Genomic DNA, 16,308 nt, shown 5'->3' with positions numbered 1-16,308 from the left:
ATTAAATAATAAGGAGACCGGAGAAACAATAGTTTTTCCGGTTTTTTAGTAATTATAATTATCCCTGCGCATGTATTGAGGTGGTTTTTTTATGGAAAATGTTTACTGTTTATTCCATATTCACGTCAGAAAATATAACAAATAACCCAGTAACGCTCCTCCAATAACTACAAAAGCACTATTTATTTTTTTTAATCGGAATACAACAGCTATACTTATACAGGCGATAAGAGTTGTTTTCCAGTCGGTAATGCTGTCAATTCCCATCGTGATGCATACAGACAGAATGAGAGCTACAGAAGCCACATTTACACCGTTAAGAAAAGAAGAAAATGTTGCAGAATTTCTCATTTTATTTACGAAAGGACCAGATAAAGCAACAAATATAAAAGAAGGAAGGAATATGGCTAAAGTAGATACCAAAGCCCCCGAAAGTCCATTGATCTGATATCCGATAAATGTCACCGAAGAAAACACGGGCCCCGGCGTAAACTGGCCTACGGCGACTGCATCTATAAGTTCCTGACGGGTAATAATCCCTCTTGAAACAAGCTCTGTATCCAGAAAGGCGAATAAAACATATCCGCTTCCGTATAATATGGCTCCGATTTTCAGAAAGATCCAGAATAATTTTAAATTAAGCAGAGAAGAAGCATCGGATAGTAAAAACTGAAGTGGGCTAATAAAAATAAAATTGTTGAGTTTTTTATTTCTTTGATACTCTATTATCAATATTAAAAGTCCGGCTCCGAACATTAATACTATCTCATTGATTTTAAAAAAAGAACATAGGAGAACAATTCCTCCCACAGCTGCTAATGGGAAAGTTTTTACTGATTTTTTTGCCAATGGGAAGGCAGCACCTATTATAATTGCTATAATGGCAGGTTTTATTCCATAAATAAAAGGAGAAACTTCAGGAAGTTGGCCATATTCTTTGTATAGCCATGCAAAAATACCGGTAATAATAACCGCAGGAAATATAAAACAAAAACCGGCCACTATCAGCCCTTTCCAGCCCGCTCTTTCACGTCCTATATGTATTGCCATTTCAGTACTGTTAGGACCAGGAATAAGATTGGTAGCTCCAATAAGATCCAGAAATTCCTGATCTGTCAGCCACTTCTTTTCAGCTATCACTTCTTTTTGCATCATTGCGATATGGGCTGCAGGGCCTCCAAATCCAATGATTCCCAGCTTCAGAAATAATTTGGCAAGGTCTTTTAAGTCATTATTATTGTTCACTTTAAATGATTTGTTTTACAAGGCTCATTCTTAAAAATTGATTTGATAAAAGTAAAAAACTACAGTATATATTTTAATATCTGAATGATCATTTTTACATTAATTTTGAAAAGTATTGGTTTTAATAGTAGATAGAAGGACATGCTGCTTAAGGAGTTAAAATTATTTTGATTGAATTTTGATGTGATTTTAATGATTTTTCTTAAAATAATTTTAAAATCAGCATATTTATAAAAATTAACTTAATTATTTCAGCCTGTTTTCTTACATTTATTCAATGAATTTTGAGAGAGTAGGACTTGTTTTATCAGGAGGCGGTACCAAAGGAATCGCTCATGCAGGAGTATTAAAATTCTTACAGGAAAAAAGAATTGAAGTCGATATCCTTTCCTGCTGTAGCGCAGGTTCTATTGTAGGATGTCTGCATGCTATAGGAAAAACTCCGGAAGAAATCCTGGAATTTTTCAATTCCGTCTATTTTTTCAACTGGAAGCACTTTACCTTCAATCAGCCGGGCTTGGTTTCTTCAGTGATCTTCAGAAACTATCTGAAACCTATTTTCCATGATATGAAATTGGGAGATCTTGATATCGAGGTGAAAATTGTAGCCACAGAGCTTGTTGGTGGAACCCAGAAGATTTTTGATAAAGACTTTGAGATTGTTGATGCCATTATTGCTTCATGCTCTATTCCGGGAATTACCACTCCTTATATCATCGGTGATGAAATGTATTGTGATGGAGGAGTACTGAATAACTTTCCGGCAGATATCATCAGAGAAGACTGTGATAAGCTGATTGGTGTATTTGTATCCCCACCCAATGAAGCAAAGATTAAGGATCTAAACTCTATTAAAGCTATTGTTTCCCGCTCTTACGACCTTCTGTCCTACAGGATCGAAAAAATAAAATTTGATTACTGCGACTGGTTCATTTCTTCCCAAAAATTATCTTCCTACGGAACTTTCGAACGGAGAAAAGACAGACTGGAAGAGATTTTCAATATCGGTTACAAAGCAGCAAAAGAAAGCTATGAAGAAAGTACTTTTTTCACAGAATTAAAACAATCCGGAACATAAAAAAATCCTGCATTAATCAATACAGGACTTTTATTTTATAAGAAAGGAAAACAATCTTGGGTTCTAAAAGAGAAGTTATAGGCAGACTATAACAACTTTTCAGCCTCATTCTTTCAGCTTCCCTCTTTTATAATTCTAATTTTTCACGACATATCCGTCCTGGCGAACGATTTCACGGTCATCCGCATCATTTACAACTAATGTATAAGGTGCTTTTTTCGGAGAATCTGTAAGATAATTTCTCCAGATCTGATAACTGTGCCCCTCATTATTGAAGTTGATATAATAGTTGCCTCCTGTACCATCAGGAATCAGTTCTCCGTCACTGATGATCATGCTTGGTTTTGCCGTAATCTTTGCGTTGGCATTCCACGACTGGTAAAGGTACTTGCCATTCGGTTGTTTGTCGATTCTGATCTTGAACTTTTTGGTTTTAATAATAACAGTTTTCGGTACCTGCTGAAGGGTAGAAGAAGTTATAAAACCGTCTGTCTTCGAAGCGGGAACTTCTTTAGCATGAACAAAAGAAAACTGAGCTAAGCAGAAAGTCCCTAATAAAATATGCTTTATCATATTGAGTGGTTATTGGTTAACATTTCAGACTCTATCAAATATAGAGCCAATTTTCGTTAAATAGACCGGGTATCGTTCTGAAAAAGAAGTTCTTAGGACTTTTATTTATGGGTTCTTGAAAATAATAATATTGATTTTCAGTTGATTACTATTTTGTTGGCGAAATAGTATCAAATTCTGAAACAACTGAATACTTTTCTTATGTACATTTGTATCATCAAAGGATCTCGTTCCTTTATTATCAAAATGAAACTAATTAACTTTAAGTTTTTTCTATTAAAAGTATCAGAAATCATCTTCACGATTTTTAATACATCTCCTCCTGTAATTTCTTAATTTTTTCGAAAGAATTATAACATAATTCGTACTCTGTTTTTTCGTATTCTGAAGAATCAGAGCGCAATCCCCGTTTTAAAATTTAACTAAAAAACAAAAACAAACTATGGAATTAGGTTTTCATGGCTGGATGATTCCGGCCGTAATGGCGCTTTTGTGCGTACTTTTTTACAAATTCATTTTAAGAATTTTCTTTGGATTGATTATTGTTCCCCAGGACAAAATCGGTTTGGTGACCAAAAAATTTGTGTTGGTAGGAAAACAGGAACTTCCGGAAGGTAGAATTATTGCCACCAACGGAGAAGCAGGTTTTCAGGCTCAGACATTGGCTCCGGGAGTATATTTTGGAAAATGGATCTGGCAGTATTCTATCGATTTTCAATCTTTTACAGTGATTCCGACGGGTAAAATAGGGTTACTGCTGGCAAAAGACGGTATAGAACTGGAAACGGGAAGGATCTTAGCCAGAAAAGTAGACTGCGATTCTTTTCAGGATGCTGAAGCCTTTTTAAAAAACGGAGGAAGAAAAGGCCGCCAGACTGCGATTATTGCACCGGGATCATACAGGATCAATACATTATTATTTGAAGTAGAATTAACGGAGATGACTCAAATTCCTGACAATGCGGTGGGAATTATCACAACAATGGAAGGAAGTCCTTTAGAAGAAGGTCAGATTGCCGGTAAAATTATCAATGATCATAATAAGTTCCAGGATGTGGACACTTTTTTAAGTAACGGAGGATATAAAGGCCTTCAGGAGCAGGTAATCCTGGCTGGTTCCTATTTTCTGAATCCCTGGTTTACAAAAGTTGAAATGGTAAAAATGACGGAAATTCCGATCGGTCATGTCGGAGTAATCATCAGCTATGTAGGTGAAGAAGGAAAAGACCTCAGCGGAGTCGATTTTAAACATGGAAATATCGTAGAGAAAGGCCATAAAGGTGTATGGGCAGAACCCATTGGTCCGGGAAAATATCCTATTAATCCTTATATTATGAAGGTTGAGCTTGTTCCTACCACCAACTTAGTTTTGAACTGGGCTTATGAAAGAAGCGAATCTCATCAACTTGATAAAAATCTTTCAACGATTACCGTTCGAAGTAAAGACGGTTTCCCTTTTAATCTTGATGTTTCCCAGATCATTCATATTCCAACTTATGAAGCTCCAAAAGTAATTGCCCGTTTCGGGAATATGATCAATCTTGTAAGTCAGGTTTTAGAGCCTACGATTGGGAATTATTTCAGAAACTCAGCGCAGGACAGTGATGTGATTGCATTTTTAGGGACACGAAAAGAAAGACAACAGTCGGCAAAAGACCATATCAGCAGTGTTTTGGAACAATATAACGTGAATGCTGTTGATACTTTGATTGGAGCTATTGTTCCACCGGAAAGTTTAATGAAAACTCTAACAGACAGAAAACTGGCGGAAGAGCAGAAAATAACTTATGAAACTGAAATGCTGGCTCAGGAAACCCGTCAGGCACTGGAAAAAGAAACGGCTGTTGCGGATATGCAGAAAGAAATTGTAAAAGCAGATCAGGGGGTTGTGATTGCAGAAAGGATTGCAGATGCATCGGTGAAAAAAGCAACCGGAGACGCCAATTCTGTAAGACTGCAGGCAAACGCGGAAGGAGACCGATTGAAACTGCTGGCAACCGGAGAAGCTGAGAAAACTAGACTTCTCGCAAAAGCCGAAGCAGAAAAAATAGAGTTGCTGGCCAAAGCAAGTGCTGAGCAGATTTCGTTGACCGGTAATGCTGAAGCAGAAAAAATTCTGGCTATCGGTAAATCTAATGCAGAATCTTACAAACTGTCTGTGGAAGCAATGGGCGGCAATAATTTTACCCAATTAAAAATCATGGAAAATATAGCGAATCAGAATGTAAGAATAATGCCTGAAGTGTTAATCGGAGGAAGCGGAGATTCTGCGAATGGAGGAATCAGCGGGCTTTTAGGACTTCAGCTGTTGGAACAGGTTCAGAAGAAAAATGGAGAGACTGTTTCTACTTCTGAAGAAAAGCCTGATAACAATTCTTAACTCAATTGACAAATAATTTAAACTTAACTCAAATTTTGAATTTTTAAAATGATTTATATCGTTCAGCTCATTATAACATTACTGATTATTAGTTTTTTTGTTTTCTCTATTATTGAAATCTATTGTGAAATTGTGAAAAAAAGTTCTTGGGCCTTTTTGGGTATGCTTATCAGCTTGATTTTATTTTTTTTAATGATTACAGTACGCAATCATATGGTTAAAAATGAACTTGTAAAAAATATAAATGCTTCAAAAATAGAACAGAAAAATTCACTTTTTTCAAAAAGAGAATTGTCGGATATTCATCTTGTAAGCGAGAAAATGAGAGTTGTTGATAAAGATATTTATGTTGTGCTTATGCCTCAAAAAGATACACTTTACATGAATCAGGATTTTAATAACAAGAATAAATTCTGGATCCACTATAAAAAGTATGAGATTTTAAAATTTACAGCACCTGTAGGATATATCATTAAAAACTAAAAAATCGCCCGAAAAACTTTCGGGCGATCTCATACTTTTATGCGGTATAACTTGCAAAAGCATCTTCCAGGCTTTCAAATTTAGCTTTAAACTCATCAATAGGGCAGTCCTGAAGAATATTTCCTTTATGGATCAGAATGACTCTAGAGCAAAGCGCCTCCACTTCCTGCATAATGTGGGTAGAAAGTAAAACAGTCTTTTGCTGTCCGATTTCTTTTACCACATTACGGATTTCAATGATTTGGTTAGGATCAAGACCGTTGGTAGGCTCATCAAGAATCAGTAAATCCGGTTGATGAATAATGGCCTGTGCAAGCCCTACACGCTGTTTATATCCTTTAGATAACTGGCCGATCTTTTTAGATTTTTCGGGAGTAATTCCTACCAGTTCGATCACCTCATCTACCCTGGATTCAGAAATTTTGTGGATGTTGGCAACAAACTGAAGGTATTCTTTCACATACATCTCCAGATAAAGCGGATTATTTTCAGGAAGAAAACCGATTTTCTTTTTGCTTTCGATCTCATGGTCTGAGATATTCATTCCATTGAAAATAATTTCTCCCTGATCAATTTTCAGTGCACCGACAATAGATTTCATCAGGGTAGATTTTCCGGCACCGTTTGGGCCAAGAAGACCGATGATCTCATTTTTATCAATAGAAATGTTGATGTTGTCAAGGGCAGTCTGTTCACCAAATTTTTTGGTTAAATTGATTATCTGAAGCGGCATAAGTTTTACTATCTTTCTGCAAAAATAAAATAAAAAAACTCATCCGATAGAATGAGTTTCGCAATATTTATAAAATATAATTATTTTCTTGATTTTTTCTTGGCTCCGCCTGATGCCGGAGTTGCTGTAGAGGCTGTATTTGTGGTTCCCTTATTACCCGTTGGGTTTATCGTGGCCGGTTTGTCATACATCGCATACTTTCCATTGGTTCTTCCAAAAATTTTTTCCACCTGTTTTTGGGTTAAAAACTGTGATTTTCCAATGTACTTTCTGTTTTTGTTGATCACCTGGATAAACTGCATGGTTTGTTGACCATAGTTTTTTTCATAATGAAGTTCTATGATGTCATTGGGAAGTTCCAATACAACATTTTCTTCTGGAGTGGTAACAAAACCATCCATAATAAGCTTATATAATCCGGCCACATCACCATTAAGATTCTGGAATGAAAAAGAGCGGATTGTGTTCAGGTTGCTGGTGTTCAGATCCTGGTAGTTGACTGTAAATTTATCTTCCTTTTTATAGAGACCAACGGAATTATCTTTACCAATTTCCACCAAACTTTCATTTTTCAACACTTTGATCTGTGAGAAAACTGAAATACCGAACATACATGTAATAAGTAGAATTATTTTTCTCATGGAATGAATTTTAATGTTTTATAACTTGGTGCACATAAATTTACTCATAAAAAAGCTAAAAAACAATTTTAATCGTTAAAGCAAAAGTAACACTTTTTTTTAATATTGATACGTGATCATCTGCTGATGCTATGGATTTCATGGTTTATATAAAAGTTTGGTAACCATGAGATTAATTCTTTTTTACTAAAGTGCTGCTATGCTTGTTTGCGATAGGTTTTTGATCGTTGGAAGGATGTAATGTATTGAAAAACAGTTTGAAAAACCTTTACGTAAGATTTAATTAAAAAAATAATTTAAAATAAATAGTAAAATTGAAATTTTGTGAAATAAAATTAGAGAAATTATAACAGTTTGTTTTTAGAAACAGTGTCTACAAAAGCATCAAACTCTTGTTTGTAGCTTCTCCCAACAGAGATCTGGTGTTTGTTGACAATCAGTTTATTATTGTTGAAAGCAGTATTTAATTTTATCTGCTATAAAATTAAATACTGTGTGTTTTAAAAGCCTTTGGTGGATATTTTTTAAAAACTTTTTGTGGTTTACTTAGAAGTTATTGCCTTCAGAACAGCATTTTTTATTGCAGCTTCTTTGAAACTCCAGTATTCACGGTTTTCAGGCATCTGATTTTCAAGGATGATCAATGTTGTATCTGTGGAAGGAAAGTAGGTGTTAAGACAGGTGAACCCATCGCCAAGACCAGTCACGGCAAAATAATCCAGACCTGATTCTTTGATGAACCTTATATTGTACCCGAATCCCATGCTTTCTTTTCCAAATACATTATGCTGAGAACGTGTGGAAGGGGTCATCATTAATTTCTGAAATTCCGGGGAGAGAAGTTTACCTTTAAATAATGCCTGATCCCATTTTGCCAGATCCTGTACGGTGGAAATGATTCCTGCGGCAGGAGCAATGTCATCATTCAGAAAAGACTCTTTTACTTTCTCAAACTGATTGTTTTCATTCATATAACCGGGAACGAGAGATTGATTATTCTTTGGGTTATAAACAAAAGTCTGATCCATTCTTAGTTTTTTAAAAAGAGAACCGGCAAGTTCTGTGAAACTTTTTCCTGTAGTATTTTTAAGAATTTCTCCAAGCATCATATAAGAGAGATTTCCATATTTAAACTGTGAACCGGCTTTGAAAGCTGAGGATTTTTCCAGTTTGGTAATTCCGTGAGTATGGTTCAGGAGATGATGGATTGTTACTGTATCTGCCCAGGTTTGTGTAAGAGTGGGAAGATATTTTTTGATAGGAGTATGAAGATACAGTTTTCCCTGTTCGGCAGCCTGTAGAACCAAAACAGCGGTCACCTGCTTGGAGTTTGACATGATTTCAAACTGATCATCTGTTTTCAAAGGAATTTTTTTTTCAAAATCCTTGTAACCGTTGGATTTCAGATATTGTATATTTCCTTTTTGAGTGACCAGAACAACGCCATTGAACTGTATCGGGCTGGAAGCTGTGATAATGCTGTCAATTTTATGGGCATAAATGTCTTTTCTCTGAGCTGTGGCGTTAATAGATAGCAGGGTAGAAATTGCACCTGTGAAGAGTAATTTTGTTATGGTCATCATTTATTTTTTGTTGTAATATTCATAGGCTGCTTTGGAGATATCAGCAATAATAGCTTCCGCATCACCGAATTTTTCATAAGTATCATGAATAAAAACAGCGATGTAGAACTTTTTCTTACCGGAAATTTCTATAATACCAAAATCATTAACAGCGCCCGTCATTCCTTCTTTATTTGTAAAGGAAGTTCCTGTTCTATGGGCTGTTTTTACATGTTGTGGCAAATTGCCCTTCAGCCTTTTTGTTCCTGTAGTGTTATTAAGCATGGCGTTATAAAGCCACAATGTATGTTTTTTGTTGAGAATTTTTCCATTGTTGAATGCCTCAAGCAGTTTGGTAGTCTCATTGGGTGTTATTTTGTTTACAAATTGAGATTCCCAGTCTTTATGCATATCTTCTTCATTGTTCCTAATTATGAAATCTTTACTATTGATGAATTGTTGTACAGGCTCAGGTCCGCCAATTAACCTTAGCAAAATATCAGTTAAATTATTGTCACTGTAAGAAACCATCCATTTTATAGCTTCTTCCAAACTGATTTCTATATTACCATCAGGATATTCTTTCCTGAATGGGCTCCAGGTATCTTCCAATAATTCCTCTTTTTTAATGAGCAGTTTTTGCTGTAAAGAAAGTTCACCTTTTTCTATTTTGTTCAGAACCGTTAATGCAATTGGAAACTTTACGGTACTGAGCATTGGATAAAGCTTATTGCCATTAATCTGTATTCTTTCTTTGTGGTAAGGATCAATAATTGAAACTCCTACATCTGCCTTTTTATTGGAAATAATGGATTCAATTGTTTTTTTTAGATCCGGAAGTTTAGAACCCTGAGAGAAAAGAGATAAGTGGAATAACAGAGCGAAGAATGTGAAAATAATTCCTTTTTTCATGTGAGTTTGGTCTTAATTTTTAGGTTTCCAAATATATTTTTTTTTGATTACACAATAAAATATTTTCGTCAATTATTATGAGTATAAGCATAAACCTGTCAGATAAATAGTATTATTTTTATCACAAGTTTTTGAATTATATAATTATTTACAGTGCCCTCTCTTATGGAAATTATGAAGCATAAAAATGAAGTCTCTTCTTTAAAAGAAGATAAAAAACATTCAATTAATTCTTCTGTAATGTACAGCCGATTTGTACTTATGGCTTTGATGATGTTCTGTTTTATGTACATCATTATGTACACGATGATAGACAACCCGAGAAATTTTATTTCAAATATTAATAATTTATACATGACTCTCATGATGGTTTCAGCCATGTTACTTATTGAATTATGGGTTATGCGAAAGAGGTATAGAAACAGAAAACTCAATTGTATCATTGTAAGTATTGGAGTGATGACAAGTCTTTTTTCCTGGTTTGGAATCAGAGAACAGGTGAATGTGGATGACAGGCAGTTTGTAAAAAGTATGATTCCTCATCATGCAGCTGCCCTTTTGATATCTGAAAAAGTACACCTCAGCGATCCACAACTGATTATTCTTCAGAGAAATATTTTTAAAACCCAATCTGCAGAAATTAAGCTGATGAAAAGAAAACTTAAGGAGTTGGAAAGAAGGTAGAGTAGGAGGCAGAAAACAACAAGAATGGTGATCTACTGTCATTTTATTCAGGATATTTTAATAATTTAGTTCGTATGAAAATTAAAATTATCTGCTTTTTTGTACTTCTTTTCTCCGTTATTTCCTGTAAAAAAGATAAAGAATACCCTAAATATGTTGAATTGGAATCGGGAAATGGAAGCTATTCACTTTATATAAAAGATGGGAATTTTGAGTTTTTAAAAACAGAACTTGTAAGCTATGATCAAATCTTAACAGCACCTTTTTCAGAAGGTAAATATAAGATATCAGGTGATGAACTGATTTTGAATAGTGACAAAGGGAAAAAATATATTTTCAAAATCGGGAATGACTCTGAACTGATCCCTGAAAAAGTGGATTTCCTGAAAGACCTGAAAGGATTGTATCCTGTTAAGATTCTTCATAACAACAAAATGCCGAAAGAAATGGGACGTCTGGATTCTTTAGGAAGAAAAAATGCGTTGTGGCTTTATTTTAATGAAAAGGGAAAAGTGGTTAACCAGAGATTGTATAAAAATGGTGAACTCGTAAAAGATCATTACAAGTCTGATATTATTATAAAATAAAGAATCTGTAAGAGGCTTTGAAATAAACAGTATTCAATTTTATCGCAGATAAAATTCTTGCGCCTTATAGCAGTCTTCTTAATAGAATTTGCGTCTTTACGTTTTTCAATTATACCTTTATTATTTGTGTTTTTTGAAAACGCAAAGACGCGAAGCTTTTTAATTCTATGAATAATTTTAAGGCGCGAAAAAATCAAAGATTTTTAGCAAGTAAAAGTCAAAAATATATCAGCAACTTACCTTAGTCAATAAAAAAGGCGCCACTTACAAGTAAATGGCGCCTCGTCACTGAATATATTTGAATGTAAAATTGTTTCTGTTTATCTACTCATTCTGTTTGATTTGCGGGTTATTATTAATCTCTTTATTAGGAATCTGGAATCTGAATTTATCAGGAGTCAGGTTGAATCTTCCAAAAGTATGATTCGTTCCGGTGTATACTCTTTCTAAAGGAGTATTAAGTCTTTTCATATCAAACCAGGCGTAGCCTTCACCCCAAAGTTCTATTCTCTTTTGCAGGACAATTTCATTAATCAGCTCGCTGCCTGATTTCGTAGATAATGTGTAAGCCTGATCTCTTTTGGAGGTAATGTCAAATAATACCTGTCTTGCTTCTGCTTCTCTTCCTTGTCTGGCAAGAGCTTCCGCTTGTATATAATATAGTGAAGATGCTCTGATGTAAATATAATCTCCTTCAAAAAGCGTGGGATCTTTAAACTTCCAGCTTACGTAAGGCGGATAATTCTTCGTTTTTCCGTTGAATGTATATGCAGCATTCTGGTTTCCATTGAATACTTTTTTACGGTAATCCGTTGCCGGAATGGCTTCATAAAGACGCTTGTCAATCAGCTTACGGATCTGTGCGGCTCCGGCATATCCTTCATTCGTATTATCAAACATGGAGAAGAAAGAAGCATAATAATTTCCGATGCTCATTGTGGAGATCGTATTATGAAAACCCCATATTACCTCAGGATTATTGATATTGGAAAATCCGGTATTGGTATAATCATCCTCGGTCATAAGGGCAATTCCCTGTTTACTTTCCTGAGCATATTGGGCTGCCTTGATATAATCCCGTGTTTCCAGAAATACTTCTGCGGCAATAGCTTTAGCAGTTCTTTGGTCTATCTGGGCTCTGGAAGGTCTGGTGTAAGTATCCAAAAGCGTTACAGATTCTTCTATATCTTTTTTGATTTGCGTATATACCTCAGCAACTGTTGATCTCGGAAGTCCCTGACTTGGATTAGCTGCGGTAAGAACCAATGGAAGGCCGGGCTCAGACTGATGTCCGTTATAATCATTGGCATAAAAACGCACCAGATAAAAGTAGGAATAAGCTCTTAAAGCGAGCAGCTGTCCTGCAATGGCTCTGTTTTTTGCATTGGCATTTTTATCCAGACCATCCAGCAGCTTGTTGATTACGAATATTCTTGCATAAAAAGTAGTCCATACAATCTCAGAAGCAATATTACTGGCATTAGTGGCTTCATAATTATAAAACATTCCTAAATGCTGGTTGGTAGACTGGATCACATCATTAGACATCAGATCAGCACCTGCTTTAATTCCCATGATTCCGAAATCTGAGTGAACGGTGGTACCGCCTGCACCATTGCTTCGAAGATCAAGATAGATTCCACCCAGAATTTTTTCCGGACTGTTTGCATCGTTATTGAGCTGCTCTCCGGAAATATCCCCTTCCGGTAACGTATTGAGATCATTAGCACAGCTGGTAGCCAAAAAACTTAGGGTTACAGCTGTTATAAAGTATTGTATTGTGTTCATTCCTGTTCTTTTAAAAGTTAAGTTTAAAGCCTAAAGAGACGCTTGACAACAGAGAATACCGGTACGAATCTGAAACTCCCGTCAGCGAAGCTCTCGGATCATAGCCTTTTCTCTTGGACCATAGGTACAGGTTGTTTCCTGTCACATAGATTTTCAAACCTGATAAGCCTGCCTGTTTTGCAAAACCATCGGGAAGCTGATAGGAGAGGGTTACGTCCTGAAGGCTGATATAATCCGATTTGATCAGATACAGCGTTGAATTTCCGTTCTGGTTTGTAGCGGTAAGATCTACTCTCGGTAAGGCAGCCGTTGGATTTTCCGGAGTCCAGGTTTTATCCAGATCTGTTGAATAGTTGGAACCATAGCTGTCAGAATGGAATAAGCTTCTGTAAATATCATCATAGCCATAGCCTCCGAACTGGTAAGCGAAATTCACTGAAAGATTAAATCTTTTAAAGCTGAAATCTGTTCCGAATCCTCCATATACCTTTGGAATCGCTGACTTTCCGGTGTTATAGTCGGTGGCTTCCTTATAATTATTGGTCACTGTTCTTTCTTCCTTTTGGGTAGTTGGGTTGATGGTTGTGCGATACCATAAAGCATCACCGTTCTCAGGATTTACTCCGGCAAATTCTTTTAGGAAATAGGTGTAACGGTCTCCACCTTCTGTCAGGATAAATAAACCTGAAATAAGTCCTGTATTTCTTTGCTCAGCCGGTAATCTGGTAATCTTATTTTTATAGTGAGTGGCATTCGCATAAAAACTCCACTGGAACTCATCACCGCGAAGGATATCTACATTGACATTCGCCTGAACACCTCTGTTGGTCATATCTCCGATATTTCCATACTTCACATAGGAGCCTGCATTGGAGGGAGGAAGAGGAAGCGTGTAAATCATATCCGAAACTTTCCTTTCAAAATAATCAGCATTCAGGTTGATTCTGTTTTTTAAAAGTGAAATTTCAAAACCGGCATTCAGGTTTTTGGAGGTTTCCCATTTTAAATCCTTATTTCCTTGTTTTTTAAGCGACAGAACAGGTTTGTCGTCCCCGAAGTTGTTGATTCCGTAGATATCCTGATACGCATAATAATCTCTGCTGGAACTTCCTAAAAGAATGTTGTCATTTCCCTGCTGGCCGTAAGAAGCTTTTAATTTTAAAGAATTAATCACACTGTTGTCCTTAAGGAAATTCTCTTTTGCGATATTCCATGCCAGTCCCAGTCCATAGAAATTTCCCCATCTGCTTTCCGGAGAAAATACAGAGGAACCGTCTCTACGGATATTGGCATTGAAGAAATATTTTCCGTCATAATTATAGAGTAACCTTGTGAAATAGCCTTCTACCGCATATTCATAACCGCTTCCTGATAAACCGGTAATTTTCACGGCATTATCAAAAGCTTGTGAGTCAGGTAATAAAAGCTGCTGTTTTGATCCTGAAAAGCCATCATCTTTTATTTTATTCAGTTCATGTCCTACAAGGAGGTTGAAGCTGTGATTTCCCAGTTTTTTCTGGTAGGTAAGCAACTGCTGATGGTTCAGTGTATATTTAAAGTTTGAACTCTGCGAAATAGTTCCTCCCACAGAAGATGAAGTTCCTCCTTCCGTATTTCCAAACTGAAGGTTTCTTGTATTTTCAAGATAGGCACCAAAATTATAAGTAAAATCCAGTCCTCTGATGATTTCATAATTTAACCCAAGATTAAGATTGGTCACATTACTTACGATTTGTGATTTATTCTTCTGAAGATTCCCTACAGGATTTTCAAACACCGCATAAGATCTTGTGGCTCCGTTGGGACCCTGGCCGTCTCCGTAATCATATAGAGCATTTCCATAACTATCATAAAGCCTCTGGTAATTGTTATCTCTCAGGAAAACAGGATAGAAAGGAGCAATATTTCTGGCAAACTGGAAAGGGTTGGAAAAACCTCCGGTCTCACCGAAATCCTGCTTGCTGTAAGTGTAAGATAAAGCACTGGTCAGCTTCAGTTTAGAGGTGATAGAGTAGTCCACATTAGACCTGATCCCGAATCTTTCGAAACCTGAAGAAATCAGATATCCTTTATCATCCAGATAATTAAGAGAAGTATAAGATTTTATCTGATCCCCATTGGCATTGATTCCCACTGTTGCTTCCCTTCTCAAAGCCGGTCTGAAAAGCAGCTTTTTCCAGTTGTCCTGGTAGAGCAGCTTTGCGTCGGGATTGAAAGAACCGTCCTTTGAAATCAGTTGATTAAAAGGAACGTTATATACATTATATCCCAGTTTGGTAAGAGCAGCAAGTCCCACATCATGAGGAGAAGGGCCTGAAGGAACAGCTCCCGGCTGTTTCAGTCTTGCAATTTCACCAATTCTTGCTCTGTTGTAATAAGCTGTGTAATAATCCTGAGGAGAAGTATAAACCGAATAATCTTCAATAGACCTGAAGTTGACTCCTGTTTTTACATCGGCCTCAATACTTACACCTTTACTTTTTCCTCTTTTGGTGTTCACAATAATAACACCATTAGCCCCTCTGGAACCGTATAAAGCATTCGAAGAAGCATCTTCAAGAAAAGAGATGCTTTCAATATCCGATGCGGCAATACTGTTCAGGTTTCCGCTGTACGGAATGCCATCCAGTACAATTAAGGGGTCACTGGACGCGTTGATAGAGCCTATTCCTCTCATTCTGATGGTGGGCTGGGAGCCTGGCTGTCCTGAGGAAATCACCTGTACCCCCGCTACTTTTCCTCCAATTCCCTGAAGAATATTTCCGTTTTGAAGATTAGAAAGATCTTTAGCCTTCAGCGACTGTACAGATCCCGTAATTTCTTCTTTTTTCTGCTTCCCAAAAGCTACCACCACCACTTCTTTGATGGAAGTTTCTTTGGAAAGACTGTCTTTGCTTTGTGCAAAACCATATTCCGCGAACAGGAGTAAGGCCAATACACCAAGCTTGCATTGTTTCTTTTTCATTATATTAATCTAGGTTTAAAACTGAATTGTGTATTACTGCTGATCTCCCGGTAAAAAATGTGACTTTCCGCCTCCTTTTTTCAGGGAGGTTATAAAACGAATAGTAAAATTACAGGAGAGGTACCCGGATGAAAGAAGCCTTGAACTCTTTGGCTTTAATTCCTACAGTAATGAATGTATCTCTTAAAAAGTTAGCACATCATCATCATGCACATCATATCAAAGCACATGTTTTGAGAAATGCAGTTGTGCTGTGAAAGGGCAGACATTCCACAACAATTTTGCTGTGCAGAAGCTGCCACCGTAATGGTGCATAGGTAAGAATTAAAGGTATTCTTATTCATGAGAATAAAGTTTATGATTTTTTTAACTGGGTCAAAATTATCTAATAAATGACGAACCCAGATAAAACAAGAGCATGAGATAAATCATATTAGTCTACTAAATTAGTAGGTTAATTGATTTGAATTAAATTTATGAATCGTAAATATTTGATTTTTAATTAATTAATTCCATGTTTGAAAATGTTAAAAAATGATAAAAAAGTTAATTTTTCAAGTGTGAATTAAATTTAAAATTATAAGTCTATTTATTTTGTGGACTTTTTATTTATTTTATAGCTGTATTTTCATGGGAATAAGGATCAGGAGCGTCATCCTGCTATCCGCTCATACTCC

14 protein-coding genes are annotated in these 16,308 nt (G+C 36.1%); 5 read left to right on the top strand and 9 right to left on the bottom strand.

Going from position 1 to position 16,308, the window contains the following annotated elements:
- Positions 1-120 precede the first annotated feature (120 nt).
- Entirely contained in the window at positions 121-1,245 is a 1,125-nt protein-coding gene (chrA, locus tag A1704_RS07255) for a chromate efflux transporter (RefSeq protein ID WP_062671997.1), read from the bottom strand.
- Between the two features lie 277 nt (positions 1,246-1,522).
- Between chrA and A1704_RS07250 the strand changes: the two genes are divergently transcribed.
- Positions 1,523-2,323, top strand: a complete 801-nt coding sequence (locus A1704_RS07250) for a patatin-like phospholipase family protein (protein ID WP_062671996.1) — start codon at positions 1,523-1,525, stop codon at positions 2,321-2,323.
- Between the two features lie 135 nt (positions 2,324-2,458).
- On the opposite strand, the gene A1704_RS07245 is transcribed toward A1704_RS07250, so the two are convergent.
- On the bottom strand, positions 2,459-2,896 hold the full coding sequence (locus tag A1704_RS07245) for a hypothetical protein (protein WP_062671994.1): 438 nt from the start codon (positions 2,894-2,896) through the stop codon (positions 2,459-2,461).
- Between the two features lie 442 nt (positions 2,897-3,338).
- On the opposite strand from A1704_RS07245, the gene A1704_RS07240 reads away from it, so the two are divergent.
- Both A1704_RS07240 and A1704_RS07235 read left to right on the top strand, forming a co-directional pair.
- A complete protein-coding gene (locus A1704_RS07240) occupies positions 3,339-5,276 on the top strand; it encodes an SPFH domain-containing protein (RefSeq protein ID WP_062671992.1) in 1,938 nt (645 codons plus the stop codon).
- A gap of 48 nt (positions 5,277-5,324) precedes the next feature.
- The gene (locus tag A1704_RS07235; RefSeq protein ID WP_062671990.1) at positions 5,325-5,759 is read left to right on the top strand and encodes a hypothetical protein; all 435 of its coding nucleotides are present in this window, start codon (positions 5,325-5,327) and stop codon (positions 5,757-5,759) included.
- Between the two features lie 37 nt (positions 5,760-5,796).
- Here the strand turns inward: A1704_RS07235 and A1704_RS07230 are convergent, their stop codons facing one another.
- From A1704_RS07230 to bla, 4 genes are all read right to left on the bottom strand, one after another.
- Positions 5,797-6,492: an ABC transporter ATP-binding protein gene (locus tag A1704_RS07230; RefSeq protein ID WP_062671987.1), complete on the bottom strand. Its 696-nt coding sequence runs from the start codon at positions 6,490-6,492 to the stop codon at positions 5,797-5,799.
- 80 nt (positions 6,493-6,572) lie between these two features.
- Positions 6,573-7,133 (bottom strand): hypothetical protein, encoded by a 561-nt coding sequence (locus tag A1704_RS07225; RefSeq protein WP_062671985.1) that lies wholly within the window; start codon positions 7,131-7,133, stop codon positions 6,573-6,575.
- Between the two features lie 542 nt (positions 7,134-7,675).
- Positions 7,676-8,716 (bottom strand): serine hydrolase domain-containing protein, encoded by a 1,041-nt coding sequence (locus A1704_RS07220; protein ID WP_062671983.1) that lies wholly within the window; start codon positions 8,714-8,716, stop codon positions 7,676-7,678.
- Positions 8,717-9,607, bottom strand: coding sequence for a class A beta-lactamase (gene bla, locus A1704_RS07215; protein WP_062671980.1), 891 nt, complete (start codon positions 9,605-9,607; stop codon positions 8,717-8,719).
- A gap of 174 nt (positions 9,608-9,781) precedes the next feature.
- On the opposite strand from bla, the gene A1704_RS07210 reads away from it, so the two are divergent.
- Both A1704_RS07210 and A1704_RS07205 read left to right on the top strand, forming a co-directional pair.
- A complete protein-coding gene (locus A1704_RS07210) occupies positions 9,782-10,291 on the top strand; it encodes a DUF305 domain-containing protein (protein WP_228432473.1) in 510 nt (169 codons plus the stop codon).
- A 74-nt stretch (positions 10,292-10,365) separates the two neighbouring features.
- Entirely contained in the window at positions 10,366-10,878 is a 513-nt protein-coding gene (locus A1704_RS07205; protein ID WP_062671976.1) for a hypothetical protein, read from the top strand.
- 324 nt (positions 10,879-11,202) lie between these two features.
- Here the strand turns inward: A1704_RS07205 and A1704_RS07200 are convergent, their stop codons facing one another.
- The 3 genes from A1704_RS07200 to A1704_RS24410 all read right to left on the bottom strand — a co-directional run bounded on the left by A1704_RS07200 (position 11,203) and on the right by A1704_RS24410 (position 15,975).
- Positions 11,203-12,666, bottom strand: a complete 1,464-nt coding sequence (locus tag A1704_RS07200) for a RagB/SusD family nutrient uptake outer membrane protein (RefSeq protein ID WP_062671974.1) — start codon at positions 12,664-12,666, stop codon at positions 11,203-11,205.
- A gap of 10 nt (positions 12,667-12,676) precedes the next feature.
- Complete coding sequence (locus A1704_RS07195) at positions 12,677-15,631, bottom strand: SusC/RagA family TonB-linked outer membrane protein (RefSeq protein WP_062671972.1); 2,955 nt, start codon at positions 15,629-15,631, stop codon at positions 12,677-12,679.
- A gap of 191 nt (positions 15,632-15,822) precedes the next feature.
- On the bottom strand, positions 15,823-15,975 hold the full coding sequence (locus A1704_RS24410; RefSeq protein ID WP_157885756.1) for a hypothetical protein: 153 nt from the start codon (positions 15,973-15,975) through the stop codon (positions 15,823-15,825).
- Positions 15,976-16,308 lie beyond the last annotated feature (333 nt).

The sequence above is a fragment of the Chryseobacterium cucumeris genome (assembly GCF_001593385.1).
In the GTDB taxonomy this organism is placed as follows: Bacteria; Bacteroidota; Bacteroidia; order Flavobacteriales; family Weeksellaceae; genus Chryseobacterium; species Chryseobacterium cucumeris.
Note: the sequence above shows the minus strand (reverse complement) of the source record. Positions and strands in the feature narration are given on the sequence as shown.

Excerpts from the sequence above, each read along its gene's own strand:
- A1704_RS07245 (WP_062671994.1), bottom strand. The coding sequence starts at position 2,896 with ATGATAAAGCATATTTTATTAGGGACTTTCTGCTTAGCTCAGTTTTCT.
- A1704_RS07225 (WP_062671985.1), bottom strand. The coding sequence starts at position 7,133 with ATGAGAAAAATAATTCTACTTATTACATGTATGTTCGGTATTTCAGTT.
- A1704_RS07210 (WP_228432473.1), top strand. The coding sequence starts at position 9,782 with ATGAAGCATAAAAATGAAGTCTCTTCTTTAAAAGAAGATAAAAAACAT.
- A1704_RS07200 (WP_062671974.1), bottom strand. The coding sequence starts at position 12,666 with ATGAACACAATACAATACTTTATAACAGCTGTAACCCTAAGTTTTTTG.
- A1704_RS07250 (WP_062671996.1), top strand. The coding sequence starts at position 1,523 with ATGAATTTTGAGAGAGTAGGACTTGTTTTATCAGGAGGCGGTACCAAA.
- A1704_RS07205 (WP_062671976.1), top strand. The coding sequence starts at position 10,366 with ATGAAAATTAAAATTATCTGCTTTTTTGTACTTCTTTTCTCCGTTATT.
- A1704_RS07235 (WP_062671990.1), top strand. The coding sequence starts at position 5,325 with ATGATTTATATCGTTCAGCTCATTATAACATTACTGATTATTAGTTTT.
- A1704_RS24410 (WP_157885756.1), bottom strand. The coding sequence starts at position 15,975 with ATGAATAAGAATACCTTTAATTCTTACCTATGCACCATTACGGTGGCA.
- A1704_RS07230 (WP_062671987.1), bottom strand. The coding sequence starts at position 6,492 with ATGCCGCTTCAGATAATCAATTTAACCAAAAAATTTGGTGAACAGACT.
- A1704_RS07240 (WP_062671992.1), top strand. The coding sequence starts at position 3,339 with ATGGAATTAGGTTTTCATGGCTGGATGATTCCGGCCGTAATGGCGCTT.
- A1704_RS07195 (WP_062671972.1), bottom strand. The coding sequence starts at position 15,631 with ATGAAAAAGAAACAATGCAAGCTTGGTGTATTGGCCTTACTCCTGTTC.
- A1704_RS07220 (WP_062671983.1), bottom strand. The coding sequence starts at position 8,716 with ATGATGACCATAACAAAATTACTCTTCACAGGTGCAATTTCTACCCTG.
- bla (WP_062671980.1), bottom strand. The coding sequence starts at position 9,607 with ATGAAAAAAGGAATTATTTTCACATTCTTCGCTCTGTTATTCCACTTA.